We start from the raw sequence: 1,577 nt of genomic DNA on the forward strand, positions 1-1,577 counted from the left end.
CTTTTGCTTTCGCTTTCGCGTTTGCTTTTTCTTGCTTTTGCTTTCTGCTTTTCTTTTTCATTTGCTTTTGCGTTTGCTTTGCTTTTGCTTTTGTGTTCGCTTTTGCTTTTACTTTTGCTTTTGATTTACAGCAGGGACATTGATCAGTTGCACTGATGAACGATTGATCTACTGTTTTCATGTAGTCTAAGACATTTTTAATAGCTTCCTTGAGAAATGCATTCTTGATAAAGGTTTCTGAATTCATGGCTGTTTTTTATATAGGTTGGGATTTTTTAAATCAATTTTTAAATTTTGATTCAAAAAATATCTCCTTATATAAAACACACACTACTACATATGTCAACTAATCTCGATACTCTTGATAACTTTGATATAACTGAAAAGGCATACCCTACTAAGGCACAGCTTATGAAAGCTCTTTCAACCGTGAATGCAGGACGAACGAAAGATCTAACTGTTTATGCTCGTGATAAACCTCCTTATTATAATGCTGAAAACATTCTTGTTGAAAATGCCAAAATATATTATATTGTAGAAACAGCCAAGCTCGAAGAAGAGATTCTCCGACATGCTGATGCAAATAGGAACTTTTATGAAGTTTCTATCTGCGATGACGATCTTCCTACGATGAAGGCTCAACGTTTTAAATTGGATTTTGACCTCACACGAGGTGAAGCTCTTTTCGACCAAGCTATGACGTCTAACGACGATGAGGAAGGTCTCCCTTTAGTCGACTTGCTTAAAGAGCAACTATGTAAGACCTTCACTAGCTTGCACGAGATCGAGCTTGATGATGAAAACATACTTACCTTTGATAGCTCAACTAATGATAAGATCAGCTATCATATCGTAATCGATGGGTATTATGTTGAGGATAATGTTCAAGCCAAGAACTTCATATCAAAAATGAGAGACAATTGGGACAATGAACTGAGAAATTATATTGATACTTCTCCTTACTCTTCCTTTCAATGCTTTCGACGCTTACATTGTGCCAAACTTGGAAAGAAGAACCACAAGAAGTTCATGGGTGAGTATAAAGAGGATACTTTTTTGAGAAGTCTTTTTACTAATGTCAAAGGATGCGACCTACTACCTAATATATGGACACGGCACACGCAATTCTTATTCAAGCGGGGCGCTCACTTGATAAAGGAAGCAAAGCGAAGGGCGTATCCTTCAGCGCCTCAGACTCCTGGGCAGGAGTTTGGGAATAACATGAGTCTTCCGCGCGGATTGCGGAGATTAGCCGATCCCGGTCCCGGGGCGGGACACCCTGTTTGCCCGGCGTCGGGCCACCCGGCTCGGAGAAAAAACCGGACCCCGCGGAAAAAGTTTTGTCTGGATTCTAAAGTGCCAGACATAGGCGATGGTGATTCCGACTCGTGTTAACATTAGATATTTTTAATATACAAGCAGAATTTTATGAGGACTCCGTGCCATTTGTTGCGAGAAAGAACGCAATTGATTTTTATTTGTGAGTTTTTCTTCAATTTCCATCAATTGGGGGTTTAGCTCACATGGTAGAGCGCGTCGTTCGCAACGACGAGGCAGCGGGATCGATACCCGCAATC

Annotated in this window: 2 protein-coding genes; one reads left to right on the plus strand and one right to left on the minus strand. The window is 40.3% G+C overall.

Annotated features, from left to right (window positions below):
* Positions 1–247 (minus strand): hypothetical protein (locus EQU50_RS08310; protein WP_130154657.1); only part of this gene is annotated, 247 nt, incomplete at its 3' end.
* 92 nt (positions 248–339) lie between these two features.
* Between EQU50_RS08310 and EQU50_RS08315 the strand changes: the two genes are divergently transcribed.
* The gene (locus EQU50_RS08315; protein WP_130154658.1) at positions 340–1,395 is read left to right on the plus strand and encodes a hypothetical protein; all 1,056 of its coding nucleotides are present in this window, start codon (positions 340–342) and stop codon (positions 1,393–1,395) included.
* Positions 1,396–1,577: the final 182 nt, after the last annotated feature.

Origin of the sequence: Candidatus Finniella inopinata (genome assembly GCF_004210305.1) — a bacterium.
Taxonomy (GTDB): Bacteria; Pseudomonadota; Alphaproteobacteria; order Paracaedibacterales; family CAIULA01; genus Finniella; species Finniella inopinata_A.